Here is a 14,134-nt window from a genome sequence, read left to right on the forward strand (position 1 = left end):
CGGGTATGATTATTTCTCCGCCAGCTTGCGTGTCTCCTGCACCTGCTGCGCCGTCACCGGCGCAGCCTGATTCCCCCAACTGCCTCTTAGATAGCTCATCAGATCGGCTGCCTGCTGGTCGTTCAACGTCCAGGCGTAGCCCGGCATGGCGATCGCGGTGGCGTGCTGGGTGATTGGCGTGTGTGCACCTTCCAGCACCACGCGTAGCGCAGTGATCGGATTTTCCGCCGTCACCGTCGTGTTGCCCGCCAGCGCAGGAATGGTGTTGTCGCTGCCCTCGCCCTTATTGCCATGACAGGTTGAACAGTACATCGCATAGCTGCGCTGCCCCGCCTGCTGATGGTCGGCGGCCAGCGGCGTCACTTTCTGCGCCGCGGGTTGTTCCGCCGCCAGGCTGTGCAAATAGGTGGCAATAGCGTTCAGATCGCCGTCGGTAAGATACTGCGTACTGTGGCTCACCACTTCGCTCATCGGCCCGGAAACCGCGGCATGTTGGCTGCGCCCGGTTTTCAACAGGGCAACCACTTCGTCCTGCTTCATTCCGCGTAACCCGGAAGCGTACCAACCGTCCAGCTCGGCGCCGCTCAGGAAGGCTGGCTCTTTGCTGTCCAGACCTTTTTCCTGCATCGCCCAGCCACGCGGCGTATGGCAACTGCCACAGTGCCCCGCCCCCTGAACCAAATAGGCGCCGCGATTCCACTCTGCGCTCTGGTTGTGGTCAGGCTGGTAAGGCGTATCGTCATGGAACAGCTGATTCCATACCGCCAGCGGCCAACGCATCGACAACGGCCAACTGATGTCACTGGCGCGGTTGGCGGTATTCTGCGCCGGCACTTCGTTCATCAGGTAGTCATACAGCGCGCGCATATCTTCCGCATTCATTTTGGCGTAAGAGGTATACGGCATCGCCGGGTAAAGCCGGTGGCCGTCTTTAGCGATCCCCTGACGCATGGCGCGGTCAAACTCATCAAAAGAATAAGCGCCGATGCCCTGCTGTTTGTCCGGCGTGATATTGGTGGCGTAGATATTGCCCAGCGGCGTCGGGAACTTCATGCCGCCGGCAAACAATGCGCCGCCTGGCGAGGTATGGCAGGCGGTACAGTCACCGGCCTTGGCCACGTATTCCCCGGCCGACATCGCCTGGGCCGAACCGCCCGCCACCAGTAAGGTCAGCAAATACAGTGAACGCATTCTCATGCTCCCTCCTTCGCGGCAACCTTGCCATAGGCCAGCTCATTGACCGCACGCCATGCCTGGTCGATCGCCGAGTTGGCGTACGGGCTCCAGTCTGAATCCGAGTTGGCAATCACGATTTTGCCGATCGGCTGGCGCGCCGTCTCAATGATTTTCTTCGCTTCGTCCTCGTCGTCAAACAAGCCGTTGAGGAAATAGGAGTAACCGTGCGACCAGCGGTTGACGGTAATGGCTTCAATATCACGCTGGTGATCGAATCCGGCCGACCCCAGCATGCCCTGCAATTGTTCGCGGATCATCTGCTCATGCACTTCAAATGGCGTACCCAACAGCAGGGCACGGCCTTTACGTGACTGTTCGCGCGGGCTGAGTCCGCTGCCCGCCAACGTCGGCACGTATACCATATGCAGGCCAATGGGCTGGTTGGGATCGCGCGGGTGCTGATAGCCGCCCATACTCACTGGATAATCCAGCTTCACGCGGCAATAAGGGGCGGTTGGGGAGTAAACTTCATGTACGCCCAGTTTGATAAACGGCTGCCAGTTGCGGATCACCACTTTGCTGTACACCAGCGGTGACTTCACGTTCTGCTTCAGCGCCTCTTGCTGTTCGGCCGACATTTCCGGTACCAGGTACGGGATCATCATGTTGTACCCGGCCATCACCACCTGCCCGGCGCGCACCTTGGTCATTTTCTCGCCGGTCATATAGGTCACTTCGACCTTGTCACCGACGTTAGCCGCGTGCAATCCGGTACTGTTCAATCGCAGTTTTACCGGCGAATCGGCCCGGTCTAGCTGGCTGTAATCGAACCTGGCGAGAACGATGTCATTCATGTCTTTGCCGCCCGGTGAAACCGCCGGGATCAGATGGCGTACCATCAGACGCGTCAGGGTAGCGTTGCCGTCCGGGAAGTGGAACACGTAAGGATCGTCGAGATCCGCCTGCGACTCTTCGTCCAGCGGCGGCAGGTTCATACCGTTCAGGCCCGGCAGGTCACAAATACGGGCGTCGCTGCATGAAGTCGCGTCAATGCCCACCGCCTGGAAATCACTGGTAGTTTGCTGGAAATAGCGGATAGCCATTTCGCTCAGCCCCACCTTTTCACGCAGGAATTCGGTATAGCTGTGCTTGTCGAGCCATTCGCTTTTCTGCTCCTGGCTCATTTCCGGCAGGTAGTCCTTGTCCACCGTATGCAGTGCAATCAGCGCCTGACGGTCGCTTTCCGGCAGCGGGAAATCGCCGATAAAAGCTTCATAGGAACGGCCGTTGAGTCGGTCATGCGGAATATCGTCCGCCACCATACGCCCGGGATCGCCGCTCACCACTTTGTCGACGCCAAAGTTCTTACGGTCGAAATAGACACCGCGGCTCAGGTTCAGATTGGGGTAAAAAGTGGTGTCGAAAGCCTTTTCCAGGTTGTCGATGCTGACACCCAGTTTTTTCAGCAGCCCCATCGCTACCGGGCTAAAGTTGGAACGCGGCGACTGCAGCGACTCGCTGCCGCCATAGCCGAGGATGGTCCCGTTCTCACTGCTGAATTCATTGCGTTTGGCATGACCACCAAAATCATCATGGTTGTCGATCAGCAAAATACGCTGCTGCGTCCCCTTCATTTGCTGCCAGAAACAGGCCGCGGCCAGCCCGCTGATCCCGGCACCGACCACCACCAGATCAAACTCTTCCGTCGCCGGTACGGCGGCAAAATCGAAGGCTCGGCCGTCACGCCCCAATTGGTGCGCATGTTCAAAGGAACCGGGGTGGTTGCCCCGCAGTCCGGTCAGCGTCGGCGGATAGTAGAGGGTTTGATTGGCGGTTTGCGGCGATGCCCGCAGGATCTGCATCGGCGTCAGCCCGGCAGCGATGGTGATCGCCACCCCATTAAGAAAATCGCGTCTGGTGATACCCATAATTGGCTTCCTTTCAGTTTTTATTATCATCAGACCGGCGGGGCCGGTCTGAAGGCCGCGTTATTTTGCGGATAAATACTGTAAAATCAATGTTTGAACATCACATGGCGTATCGCAGTGTAGTCTTCCAGGCCATACATCGACATATCCTTGCCGTAGCCGGACAGCTTCTGGCCACCGTGCGGCATCTCGCTCACCAGCATGAAATGGGTATTCACCCAGGTGCAGCCATACTGCAGGCGAGCGCTTAGACGGTGTGCCCGACCAACATCCCGGGTCCACAACGACGACGCCAGGCCATACTGTGACTCGTTGGCCCAGGCCAATACCTGCGCCTCATCTTCGAACTCCGTGACGGTTACCACCGGCCCGAACACTTCACGCTGCACAATCTCATCTTCCTGACGCGCACCGGCCAGCAGCGTTGGCTGGAAATAGTAGCCGGGGCCGTTGACTCGCTCACCGCCGGTTACCACCTGCACGTGCGGCAGCGCCTTGGCTCGCTCCACAAAACCCACCACCCGCTCCAGATGCTGAGCGGTGATCAACGGGCCCAGCTCGCTGTCTGGATCTTCCGGCGGGCCTATCTTCAGGCTACCAATAGCCTCACCCAAGGCCTTTACCAACTGCGGGTAAATGCCTTTCTGGGCGTAAATCCGGCAGGCGGCGGTGCAATCCTGGCCAGCGTTGTAGAAACCAAAGCTGCGAATGCTGTCCACCACCTGTTGCAGATCGACGTCGTCGAACACCAGTACCGGCGCCTTGCCGCCCAGTTCCATATGGGTACGTTTAATGCCGGGCGCGGTATGGGCAATGATATGTTCGCCGGTAGCGATTGAGCCGGTCAGCGACACCATGCGCACCTTGTCATGGCCGGTCAGCCGGTCACCGACGCTGGCGCCGCGGCCAAACAGCACGTTGAATACGCCCGCAGGGAACACATCGGCGGCCAGCTCCGCCAGCTTGAAGGTGGTCAGCGGGGTTTGTTCCGAAGGCTTAAGCACCACGCAGTTACCTGCCGCCAATGCCGGAGCCAGCTTCCACGCCGCCATCATCAGCGGGTAGTTCCAGGGAGCGATTGAAGCAACCACCCCCAACGCATCGCGGCGGATCATTGACGTGTGCCCAGCAAGGTATTCACCGGCCGCCAGCCCACTCAGGCAACGGCTGGCACCGGCGAAGAAGCGGAAGACATCCGCCACCGCCGGCAACTCATCGTTCAATACACAGTGGTAAGGTTTGCCGCAGTTAAGCGACTCCAGACGGGCAAAGGTTTCCGCATGGTGGTCGATCAGGTCCGCCAGCTTCAGCAGGTGCTCGGCACGCTCTTTCGGTGTGGTCTGGCCCCATTCGACAAACGCGGCGTCGGCTGCCAACACCGCCTGATCGACCTGCTCTGCACTGGCTTCAGCCACCTGCACCACCACCTCTCCGGTCGCCGGGTTATACACCGGCAACAACGCCCCCTGGCCGGCAACCAGTTGGCCGTTAATCAACAATTGGCTTTGCATATAGACGAACCCCTCAGTTATTTATTTTTAGCGACATGATCCCTTTCCCCAATGGATTTCAAGTTGCAGCTAGGCGGCAAGAGCGTAAATCCCCCGGAGCTTATACAAAATAAGTGACTGGGGTTTACGCTCGCAGCCAACAACGCTGCAGCTTGAAAGACGAAGGGGAAAGCTATTTGCCGCTGCCGGCGACGCTTTCGCCACCTTTGGTCAGGTAATAGGCCCCCAAAATCGGGATCATGGTCAGCAACATCACCGACAGCGCCACCACGTTGGTGATCGGCACGTCACGCGGGCGACCGAGCTGGTTCAGCAACCACAGCGGCAGCGTGCGCTCATGGCCGGCGGTGAAGGTGGTGACAATGATTTCATCAAACGACAACGCGAACGCCAGCATGCCCCCGGCCAGCAGCGCCGAACCAAGGTTGGGCAATATCACGTAGCGGAAGGTTTGCCAGCCGTCGGCACCGAGATCCATAGAGGCCTCGATCAGGCTGTAGGAGGTTCGGCGGAAACGGGCAATCACGTTGTTGAACACGATCACCACGCAGAAGGTGGCATGGCCAATAACGATGGTCAGCACCCCAGGTTCGATATTCAGCGCCTTAAACGCCGCCAGCAGTGCCAGACCGGTGACAATGCCCGGCAGCGCGATCGGCAACAGCAGCAGCAACGAAATGCTGTCTTTACCGAAGAAGTCACGCCGGTAGAGAGCCGCTGCCGCCAGCGTGCCCAGCACCAGCGCCACGACGGTGGCCAGCGCGGCAATCTGTGCGGACAGCAGCATCGCATCGATAATGTCCTGGCGCCCGGCGGCAACGCTGAACCAATGCAGCGTAAACCCCTGCGGCGGGAAGCTGAAAGCCGCATCCTCGGTGTTGAAGGCGTAGATGGCGATAATCGCCAACGGGAAATGCAGGAAAATCAGTCCGCCCCAGGCGGCCAGTTTTAGCCCTAACGGCGCGCGTTCAGAGTGCATCGAAAGCCCCCAGACGTTTCACAATGGAAAGATAAATCGCGATCAGCACGATCGGCACCAGAGTAAAGGCCGCAGCCATCGGCATATTGCCGATCGCCCCTTGCTGGGCGTACACCATGCTGCCGATAAAGTAGCCCGGCGGCCCCACCAGTTGCGGCACGATAAAGTCCCCCAGCGTCAGCGAAAAGGTAAAGATTGACCCGGCGGCGATCCCCGGCACCGCCAAAGGCAGGATCACGTAACGAAAGGTCTGCGCAGGGCGTGCGCCCAGATCCGCCGAAGCATGCAGCAGCGAAGGGGGCAGGCGTTCCAGTGCCGCCTGGATCGGCAGGATCATGAACGGCAGCCAGATATAAACAAACACCAGAAAACGGCCTAACCCGGAGGTGGATAGCGTGTTACCGCCGACACCCGGTACGGTCAGGATCGCCGCCAGCAACGGCTCCAGCCCGAGATGCTGCAGGAACCATTGCGCTACGCCATCCTTCGCCAACAGCAGCGTCCAGGCGTAGGCCTTGACGATATAGCTGGCCCACATCGGCATCATTACCGCGATGTAGAAAAACGCCTTGGTGCGGCCGCTGGTGTAGCGTGCCATGTAATAGGCAATGGGAAACGCCAGCACCGCGCTGGCCAGGGACACCAGTATCGCCATCGTCAGCGTGCGCAGAATGATGTCGTAATTGGCCGGATTGAACAGCGCCCGCAGGTTATCGAAGGTCAGATCCGGCGTCACCGTCATGGTGAAGTCGTCGAAGGTGTAAAAACCCTGCCACAGCAGCGTCAGCAATGAGCCGAGGTAGACCGCGCCAAACCACAGCAGCGGCGGCACCAGTAACAGCAGCAGGTACAGCGTCGGCCGGCGATAGAGGTAGGTCGACAGGGTGCGCAAGGTACCGCGGCGCGGCGCGGGATAATCGATGCTCATCTCCATTTCACCTCGCCTCCAGCAATGGCACCATCGCCTCACGCGACCAGCAGGCGGTGACCGGTTGGCCGATCAGATGTGGCTGCCCGTCGGCGTGCCACTGAGGATTCGCCTGGCTGACCAGCAGTTTCTCACCGCTGTTCAAGGCAATTTCGTAGCGCGTCGCCGCCCCCTGGTAATGGATCTCCTGCAGCGTACCCTGCACCTGAATTTCCCCCTGCGCTGCGCCGGCCTGATCCGCGAGCCGAATATGCTCGGGACGGATCGAGAAGGTGGCGGCCTGGCCCAACAACCGCTGCGCCAAATCGCTGTGCACCACGTTAGAGGTGCCGACAAACTCGGCGACAAACGGCGTCTTCGGTCGCATGTAGAGTTCGCGCGGCGCGTCCACCTGTTCAATACGGCCATTGTTGAACACCGCCACCCGGTCGGACATCGACAATGCTTCGCTCTGATCGTGGGTGACGAAAATAAAGGTGATGCCGAGCTGGCGCTGCAGCTTTTTCAACTCCCCCTGCATCTGCTCGCGCAGCTTGAGATCCAGCGCGCCGAGCGGTTCATCCAACAGCAGCACCCGCGGCCGATTGACCAGTGCGCGAGCCAGTGCGACACGCTGCCGCTGGCCGCCGGAAAGGTGCGCCGGTTTGCGCTCGGCTACAAACCCCAACGCCACGCTGTCCAGCGCTTCCTGCGCACGGGCCAGGCGTTCACGCTTGGCGACGCCTTTAACCATCAGCCCGTAAGCGACGTTTTCCAGCACCGACATATGTGGGAACAGCGCGTAATCCTGGAAGACGGTATTCACGTCGCGCTGATACGGCGGCAAATTGGCGGCCTCCTGCCCGTGAATACGAATCGAGCCGGCAGTAAGCTGTTCGAAACCGGCGATCAACCGCAGGCAGGTGGTTTTCCCCGAGCCGGAAGGCCCGAGCATGGAGAAGAATTCCCCGTCTTGTATCTCGATTGAAACCCGGTCCACGGCGCGAACCTCGCCGAAGCTTCGCGAAACATCGATAAATTGCACGGCAATGGTCATGATCTGCGCTCCTGATTGACGTTAATCGGGCGTAGCGAACTACGCCCGCACGGGTTACCGACCGCCCATGATGGCAATGTAATCCTGAGTCCAGCGGCTGTAGGGCACGAATTTTCCGCCCTGCGCCTGTGGCGTTTTCCAGAAGGCAATCTTGTCGAACTGGTTGAAACCGTTGGTCTCGCAACCTTTATCACCCAACAGCGTGCTGGCCTTGCAACCCGCCGGTGACGCCGGGACAGAACCGAACCAGGCGGCAACGTCGCCCTGCACTTTCGGTTCCAGCGACCAGTTCATCCACAGATAGGCGCAGTTCGGGTGTTTGGCATCGGCGTGCAGCATGGTAGTGTCGGCCCAACCGGTCACCCCCTCTTTCGGGAATACCGTACCGATCGGCTGGCCTTCCCCTTTCAGGGCATTGGCCTGATACGGCCAGGCGCTGGAGGCGACCACGCCTTCGTTTTTGAAATCGCTCATTTGTACCGAGGTGTCATGCCAGTAGCGGTGGATCAGTGCATGCTGGGTACGCAACAGCTTCAACGCCGCCTGATACTGCTCTTCGTTAAGCTGATACGGATCGCTGATGCCAAGCTGCGGTTGCGTGGCCTTCAGGAACAACGCCGCATCGGCGATATAGATTGGCCCATCGTAGGCCTGAACCCGGCCCTGGTTGGTTTTGCCATCCGGCAGGTTCTGCTGCTGGAACACTACTGCCCAACTGTCCGGCGGTGTCGGGAAGGTTTTGGTGTTATACATCAGCAGGTTCGGGCCCCACTGATAGGGCGTGCCGTAAGTTTTGCCGTCCAGGGTGTACCAGGCACCGTTTAACAGGCGCGGGTCGATGTTTTTCCAGTTAGGGATCAACGCGGTATTGATCGGCTGCACCCGCTTGCCGAAAATCAGCCGCAGCGAAGCGTCGCCGGAAGCGGTGACCAGGTCGTAGCCTCCTTTTGCCATCAGGCTGACCATTTCGTCGGAAGTGGCGGCGGTTTTCACATTCACCGCGCAGCTGGTTTGCTTCTCAAACTGGCTGACCCAGTCGTAGTTTTTATCGGACTGACCGCGTTCGATGTAACCGGGCCAGGCAATGATATCCAGTCGCCCTTCGCCCTTGCCGAGCACCTGCGGCAGATCGGCCGCCTGGGCCAAACCGCAAAGTACGGTGAAACAAAGTGCGGAAACTGTGGTGGTGACTGCGGTAGTTTTTCCCATCGTAATTACCCCTGTGTGGCCTATCTGTGTGCGGCAGGGAACGGCTGCCGCCCTAGTCTCATTTTATTTACCCTATGAATTTCAAGTTGGCCGCTCTAGCGCGTCCATGCGCTCGCGGCATTTGTACATCCCTGTACAGCACAGCCAGGCGACCAGCTCACTCATCCCCAGGCGCTTACTTGAGTAAGCTACTGGGATGAGTGCAGGTAACATCGCTGCAGCTTGAAAAGCGACGGGTATGCTGCCTTTAGAAGCTGGCTTTAAATTTCGCCATCACATGCCTGACAACGCTGTAGTCCTGCAGTGAATCGCTGGAAAGATCCTTGCCGTAGCCGGAGCGTTTCAGGCCCCCGTGCGGCATTTCACTCGCCAGGGTGAAATGGGTGTTGATCCAGGTACTGCCGTATTGCAGATGAGCGGCGATATGCAGCGCCCGATCGATATTCTGCGTCCAGACCGATGAGGCCAGGCCGTATTCGGAATCGTTTGCCCAGTTGACCGCCTGCTCCAGATGTTCAAAGCGGGTGATGCTCACCACCGGGCCAAACACCTCCCGCTGGACGATTTCATCGTTTTGCAGACAGCCGGCAAGCAGCGTGGGCTGGTAATAGAAACCCGGACCGGAATGCGCGGCGGCGCCGGTGATCAATTCAATGTGTGGCTGGCTGAGCGCACGTTCGACAAAGCTGGCGACGCGATCGCGCTGACGACTGCTGATCAGCGGACCGATTTCGTTATCCTCATCGCGTTTACGGGCAAAACGCAGGCTGGCAACCGCCTCGCCCAACGCATCCACCAGCTTTGGATAGATCCCCGCCTGCGCGTAGATACGGCAAGCCGCGGTGCAGTCTTGCCCGGCGTTGTAGTAGCCATAGGTGCGAATGCTGTTGACCACCTCGTCCAAATCGGCGTCATCGCAGACAATCACCGGTGCCTTGCCCCCCAACTCCAGGTGCGTGCGTTTGACGCTTTTCGCCGCCGCCTGCAGAATTTTCTGCCCGGTAACGATATCGCCGGTGACCGACACCAACCGCACCTGCGGGTGACCGACCAAATGGCTGCCGACCCCTTCCCCGCCGCCGTAGACGATATTCAGCACCCCCGGCGGCAGGATCTCCTGTAACGCGGGCACCAGCGCCAAAATGGTCAGAGGGGTGTGTTCGGAAGGTTTGAATACCACGGTGTTGCCCGCGGCCAGCGCTGGCGCAATTTTCCACGCCGCCATCATCAACGGGTAATTCCAGGGCGCAATAGAGGCCACCACGCCGATCGGATCACGGCGGATCATTGAAGTGTGCCCTTCGATATATTCCCCGGCCAACTGCCCCTGCTGGGTGCGCACCGCGCCGGCAAAGAAGCGAAAGACGTCGATGGCCGCCGGCAGGTCGTCATTAAGCGCCTGATGCAGCGGTTTGCCGCAGTTGAGCGCCTCCAGACCGGCCAGGCGCTCGGCCTGACGCTCGATGGCATCGGCAATACGCAACAGAATAGCCGCGCGGTAGGCGGGGGTAGTCCGCGACCAGGAAGCGAACGCCTGTTGCGCCGCTTTCACTGCGTTGCCGACCTGGACAGATGAGGCTTCGGTGATCGAGACCAGCGTCTCGCCATTCGCCGGATTAACGATGCACTCTTGCTGGCCTTCGCCTTCGACCGATTGACCGTTAATAAATTGCTGACAGGATAAACCTGAAAGGAGGTGCACATCTGCCATTGCGTATCGCCTCTGAGTGACAAAAACGTTAACTAAATGTGAAATAAGTTAGTTTTAATCAGACTAAGCGAGCATCAGGCAGCCAACAAATTCTAAATACTGAACGACGCGTTCGATTAAATCGAATGCTTCAGCCCAGCCGCGTGCATATTGCCGTTTTCACGCGCAATAGTGAGGAACGGCGTAACCAGCTCCGGCCGCGCACTGCCGCGCCGCCATGCCAAACCGATATCCAACGGTTCCAGCAGATCCGCCAGCTTGCGCGCCTCAATCATATTGCCTTCCAGAGACCAGGCACGGTAGGCCATGTCCGGCAAGATAGAAACGCCCATTCCCGCCGCCACCAGGCTGCGTACCGCCTCCGTTGAAGCGGTTTTCATGGCTATTTCCGGTTTTAAGCCTGCGCGCGCCCAGATACGCCGCGCATGCACGTCCATTTCGTCGGCATTAAGCTGGATCAGCGGCAGCTTCGCCACATCCGCCAGGCTGATGCTTTCATGATCCAGCAGTGGATGCAGCGGCGGTAACCACAGGCGATAAGGTGAATGCATCAGGACTTCGCTTTGCAGCGCATCGCGGTCTTCGATGTTCGACAAGATCAGCACGCCGATATCGATTTCCCCACTGACCAGCAGATGCTCAATATAGGGCCGCTCGTCTTCAATCACCTGAATGGTGACGTTGGGGTATGCCGATTTAAAGCGCTTAAGCAGCTCGACCAAAAAGTAGCCCGCTACCAGACTGGTCACACCGATGGTCAGCTTGCCGGTCAGGCTTTCGGTTCCCAGTTGCAAACTGCGCTTGGCGTTGTCCACCGTGGCAAGGATCAGATATGACTGGCGCAGAAACTGGTGACCCTGATGCGTCAGGTTCATGCCCTTGGCGTGACGCTCAAACAGACGTACGCCGATGTCGGTTTCCAACTGCTGAATAGCCAGCGTCAGCGAAGACTGGGAAACAAACACCGCCTGGGCGGCGGCAGAGATCGAGCCGGTTTCGGCCACCGCGATAAAATGGCGGATTTGGCGCAGCGTCATCATCCCCATCGCCTTTTAAGCCGCTGCGTTGTTGTCTGCGTGCGCTTACCCCAGTCACTTACTTGAGTAAGCTCCTGGGGATGCACGCCCTTGCCGCCTAGCCGCAACCTGAAATTCATTGGGGATCGCCTTAATCAAAATAGTTGAGTTGAGTGTAGACGCCGCGCGTAAAGCGATCGGGAAAAGTATCAAAAACGCGATAGCCTTCGCTTTTTTAGAATGCTAATGATGAAAACAATCAGAACAGCGGAGAGGTTGAAGGAGATTTGGGGCGTAGCGAGCGCCAGCCAGATTGGGTGCGGCCTGCGCGCAGTGCCCCGGAGTGTACACGCAGTACACGAGGAGGCCGAGCACAGCCCAAACTCAAGCTGGCGGTGCTCGGTAGAGGATCACAGACTCGGGAATCAAGGGCGTAGCGAGCGCCAGCCAGATTGGGTGCGGCCTGCGCGCAGTGCCCCGGAGTGTACACGCAGTACACGAGGAGGCCGAGCACAGCCCAAGCTCAAGCTGGCGGTGCTCGGTAGACGATCACATTAAATAGCTTCTTCGTCTTGTTCGCCGGTCCTGATACGCACCACCCGCGCCACGTCGAAGACAAAGATTTTACCGTCGCCGATTTTACCGGTCTGCGCGGTCTGCATGATGGTTTCCACGCAGGTATCGACGATATCGTCGGCCACGACGATCTCAATTTTCACCTTCGGCAGAAAATCGACCATGTACTCAGCGCCACGGTACAGCTCAGTGTGCCCTTTCTGACGGCCGAAGCCTTTCACTTCGGTCACGGTCATCCCGGTAATGCCAACTTCAGCCAGCGCTTCACGGACATCATCCAGTTTGAACGGCTTGATAATAGCGTCGATCTTTTTCATCTTCTTTCCTTTACCAATTTTTGCGGCCAAAGCCGGATGTGATTGGGTAGCGGCGGTCTTTGCCGAAATTGCGGGCGGTGATGCGCGGCCCGACGGCGGCCTGACGCCGCTTGTATTCGTTAATATCCACCAGGCGTATCACCTTGCGAACGATCGCCTCGTCGAAGCCTTCTGCCACCAGATCGGCAACCGATTTATCGCGCTCGACGTAACCTTCCAGAATCGCATCCAGAATGTCGTACGGCGGCAGGCTGTCCTGATCGAGCTGATCCGGCGCCAGCTCGGCGGACGGTGGACGATCGATAACGCGCTGCGGGATCACGTAAGAGACGGTATTGCGGTATTCGGACAGCTTGAACACCAGCGTTTTAGGCACGTCCTTCAACACGTCGAAGCCACCGGCCATATCACCATACAGCGTGGCGTAACCTACGGCCATCTCGCTTTTGTTGCCGGTGGTCAACACGATGCTGCGACGCTTGTTGGAGAGCGCCATCAACACCACGCCGCGACAGCGCGCCTGCAGGTTCTCTTCCGTGGTATCACGCTCGGTCCCAGCGAACATTGGCGTCAGCTGGCCCATAAAGGCGTCGAACATCGGCTCAATCGAGACGATATCGAATTCAATGCCCAGGATTTCTGCTTCTTCCCTGGCGTCGGCAATACTGATGTCCGCGGTATAACGGAACGGCATCATCAGCGCCTGCACCTTGTCTTTGCCCAGCGCATCGACGGCAATCGCCAGCGTCAACGCCGAATCGATACCGCCAGAAAGCCCCAGCACGGCACCCTTGAAGCCGTTTTTGGTCACGTAATCGCGCACCGCCAGCACCAGGGCTTCATAGACCTGCGCCAACTGCGGCAGCTCGGCGGCCGGAGCGGTCATCGGCACCACGTCCAGCTCGTTGAACTCCAGCAGGGTTACCTGCTCGGCAAACGCCGCCAGGCGATGGGTCATGTTGCCAGCCGCGTCGAAGACTTTCGAACAACCGTCAAAAATCAGCTCATCCTGTCCGCCAATCTGGTTCAGATAGACCAGCGGCAAATGGGTGCGCTGGCAATGACCGGCCATCAGGGTTTTACGGATGTACGGTTTTTCGCGGTTGTAAGGTGAGGCGTTGATCGACAGAATCATTTCGGCTCCGGCGGCCTTGGCGGCATCCACCGGCTCCGGGAACCACAGATCTTCGCAAATCAGCAGGCCCAAACGGTAGCCTTTCAGCTCAACCACGCAGGTGTCGTTACCGGCCTGGAAGTAGCGCTTCTCGTCGAATACGCCGTAGTTCGGCAACTGCTGCTTGAAGTAACGCGCCAGCAATTGCCCTTCAGAAAACAGCGACAGCGCATTATAGAGTTTGTCGCCTTCGCGCCACGGGTGGCCGACCAGGATCGCCACGTCGGTGGAGGCCTGCTGCAAACGCAAAAGTTGCTCGTCACAACGTTGGTAAAAATCGTTGCGATACAGCAGGTCTTCCGGCGGATAACCGGACAGCGCCAGTTCGGTGAACATGACCAGATCGGCTCCCGCCTTCTGCTGCTGTTGCACGGTTTGCAACATTCGTTCGGTGTTGCCTTCGATGTCACCGACCAACAGATTCAACTGGGCCAGTGCGATGGAAAGTGATCTGCTCATTGTTTAGGGTCCCGCTTAATACGTTCCATGGTGCTTTGCGTTTGGTCATGCCAGCAATTGAGAACGGAGTGTAAATCATTCCGCCGCGTTTGTTGAGAACCTGCGTGCGCAGGC

At 58.7% G+C, this 14,134-nt stretch carries 11 protein-coding genes; all 11 read right to left on the bottom strand.

Annotated features, from left to right (window positions below; translation table 11 throughout):
* Positions 1–9: 9 nt before the first annotated feature.
* The 11 genes from M2407_RS12345 to M2407_RS12395 all read right to left on the bottom strand — a co-directional run bounded on the left by M2407_RS12345 (position 10) and on the right by M2407_RS12395 (position 14,020).
* On the bottom strand, positions 10–1,197 hold the full coding sequence (locus M2407_RS12345) for a cytochrome c (protein ID WP_129983508.1): 1,188 nt from the start codon (positions 1,195–1,197) through the stop codon (positions 10–12).
* Entirely contained in the window at positions 1,194–3,104 is a 1,911-nt protein-coding gene (locus tag M2407_RS12350; protein WP_046372897.1) for an FAD/NAD(P)-binding protein, read from the bottom strand. Before M2407_RS12350 ends, M2407_RS12345 begins: the two co-directional genes overlap by 4 nt.
* A gap of 86 nt (positions 3,105–3,190) precedes the next feature.
* Complete coding sequence (gene patD / locus M2407_RS12355; protein ID WP_259218294.1) at positions 3,191–4,615, bottom strand: aminobutyraldehyde dehydrogenase; 1,425 nt, start codon at positions 4,613–4,615, stop codon at positions 3,191–3,193.
* 172 nt (positions 4,616–4,787) lie between these two features.
* The gene (locus M2407_RS12360) at positions 4,788–5,594 is read right to left on the bottom strand and encodes an ABC transporter permease (RefSeq protein ID WP_128865093.1); all 807 of its coding nucleotides are present in this window, start codon (positions 5,592–5,594) and stop codon (positions 4,788–4,790) included.
* Complete coding sequence (locus M2407_RS12365; protein ID WP_046372894.1) at positions 5,584–6,528, bottom strand: ABC transporter permease; 945 nt, start codon at positions 6,526–6,528, stop codon at positions 5,584–5,586. The genes M2407_RS12360 and M2407_RS12365 overlap by 11 nt, the downstream gene beginning before the upstream one ends.
* A 1-nt stretch (position 6,529) precedes the next feature.
* Positions 6,530–7,558: an ABC transporter ATP-binding protein gene (locus M2407_RS12370; RefSeq protein WP_128865094.1), complete on the bottom strand. Its 1,029-nt coding sequence runs from the start codon at positions 7,556–7,558 to the stop codon at positions 6,530–6,532.
* A gap of 54 nt (positions 7,559–7,612) precedes the next feature.
* On the bottom strand, positions 7,613–8,767 hold the full coding sequence (gene ydcS, locus M2407_RS12375; RefSeq protein WP_259218296.1) for a putative ABC transporter substrate-binding protein YdcS: 1,155 nt from the start codon (positions 8,765–8,767) through the stop codon (positions 7,613–7,615).
* A 247-nt stretch (positions 8,768–9,014) separates the two neighbouring features.
* Complete coding sequence (locus tag M2407_RS12380) at positions 9,015–10,478, bottom strand: gamma-aminobutyraldehyde dehydrogenase (RefSeq protein ID WP_259218298.1); 1,464 nt, start codon at positions 10,476–10,478, stop codon at positions 9,015–9,017.
* A gap of 116 nt (positions 10,479–10,594) precedes the next feature.
* A complete protein-coding gene (locus M2407_RS12385; RefSeq protein WP_020828183.1) occupies positions 10,595–11,518 on the bottom strand; it encodes a LysR substrate-binding domain-containing protein in 924 nt (307 codons plus the stop codon).
* Positions 11,519–12,048: 530 nt separating this feature from the next.
* On the bottom strand, positions 12,049–12,387 hold the full coding sequence (glnB, locus tag M2407_RS12390) for a nitrogen regulatory protein P-II (RefSeq protein WP_004847623.1): 339 nt from the start codon (positions 12,385–12,387) through the stop codon (positions 12,049–12,051).
* A gap of 10 nt (positions 12,388–12,397) precedes the next feature.
* Positions 12,398–14,020: an NAD+ synthase gene (locus tag M2407_RS12395; RefSeq protein WP_115058250.1), complete on the bottom strand. Its 1,623-nt coding sequence runs from the start codon at positions 14,018–14,020 to the stop codon at positions 12,398–12,400.
* Positions 14,021–14,134: the final 114 nt, after the last annotated feature.

The sequence above is a fragment of the Serratia sp. BIGb0234 genome, assembly GCF_024809915.1.
GTDB classification, from domain to species: Bacteria; Pseudomonadota; Gammaproteobacteria; order Enterobacterales; family Enterobacteriaceae; genus Serratia; species Serratia liquefaciens.

Coding starts and splice junctions, on each gene's coding strand:
- M2407_RS12385 (WP_020828183.1), bottom strand. CDS start 11,518: ATGATGACGCTGCGCCAAATCCGCCATTTTATCGCGGTGGCCGAAACC.
- M2407_RS12380 (WP_259218298.1), bottom strand. CDS start 10,478: ATGGCAGATGTGCACCTCCTTTCAGGTTTATCCTGTCAGCAATTTATT.
- M2407_RS12370 (WP_128865094.1), bottom strand. CDS start 7,558: ATGACCATTGCCGTGCAATTTATCGATGTTTCGCGAAGCTTCGGCGAG.
- M2407_RS12365 (WP_046372894.1), bottom strand. CDS start 6,528: ATGGAGATGAGCATCGATTATCCCGCGCCGCGCCGCGGTACCTTGCGC.
- glnB (WP_004847623.1), bottom strand. CDS start 12,387: ATGAAAAAGATCGACGCTATTATCAAGCCGTTCAAACTGGATGATGTC.
- patD (WP_259218294.1), bottom strand. CDS start 4,615: ATGCAAAGCCAATTGTTGATTAACGGCCAACTGGTTGCCGGCCAGGGG.
- ydcS (WP_259218296.1), bottom strand. CDS start 8,767: ATGGGAAAAACTACCGCAGTCACCACCACAGTTTCCGCACTTTGTTTC.
- M2407_RS12395 (WP_115058250.1), bottom strand. CDS start 14,020: ATGAGCAGATCACTTTCCATCGCACTGGCCCAGTTGAATCTGTTGGTC.
- M2407_RS12360 (WP_128865093.1), bottom strand. CDS start 5,594: ATGCACTCTGAACGCGCGCCGTTAGGGCTAAAACTGGCCGCCTGGGGC.
- M2407_RS12345 (WP_129983508.1), bottom strand. CDS start 1,197: ATGAGAATGCGTTCACTGTATTTGCTGACCTTACTGGTGGCGGGCGGT.
- M2407_RS12350 (WP_046372897.1), bottom strand. CDS start 3,104: ATGGGTATCACCAGACGCGATTTTCTTAATGGGGTGGCGATCACCATC.